This is a genomic window from Salmonella sp. SAL4457 (assembly GCF_046548235.1).
Lineage (GTDB): Bacteria > Pseudomonadota > Gammaproteobacteria > Enterobacterales > Enterobacteriaceae > Salmonella > Salmonella enterica.
In genome coordinates, this window is record NZ_JBGDZO010000455.1 from 1 (window position 1) to 273 (window position 273).

A 273-nucleotide genomic window follows, 5' to 3' on the forward strand; every position below is an offset into this window, starting at 1 on the left:
GGGTTTCCACATTGTGGGTCAACAGCAGGGTTTTCACACCCATGCGCGCAGCCGCGAGTGCGGCTTCGGTGCCTGCATGGCCACCGCCGATCACGATTACGTCAAAACGGGTAGGGAAATCCACCACGCACCTCGGCCTGTTCAGAAGCAGGAATTCAGGAAAGCCGGACAGTATAAGGATTTAGCGAACCTGAATGAAGACTCCTGGACAAAAAATAGCCAATCCAGATCGAGGGAGCAAAACGGCTCGGCGGGCTTACAAAAAATAAAAGG

1 protein-coding gene is annotated in these 273 nt (G+C 53.5%); it reads right to left on the reverse strand.

Annotation, left to right across the window (positions count from 1 at the left end; genetic code table 11):
* Positions 1 to 124 (reverse strand): FAD-dependent oxidoreductase (locus ACLJNW_RS25025; protein WP_410961333.1); only part of this gene is annotated, 124 nt, incomplete at its 3' end.
* Positions 125 to 273 lie beyond the last annotated feature (149 nt).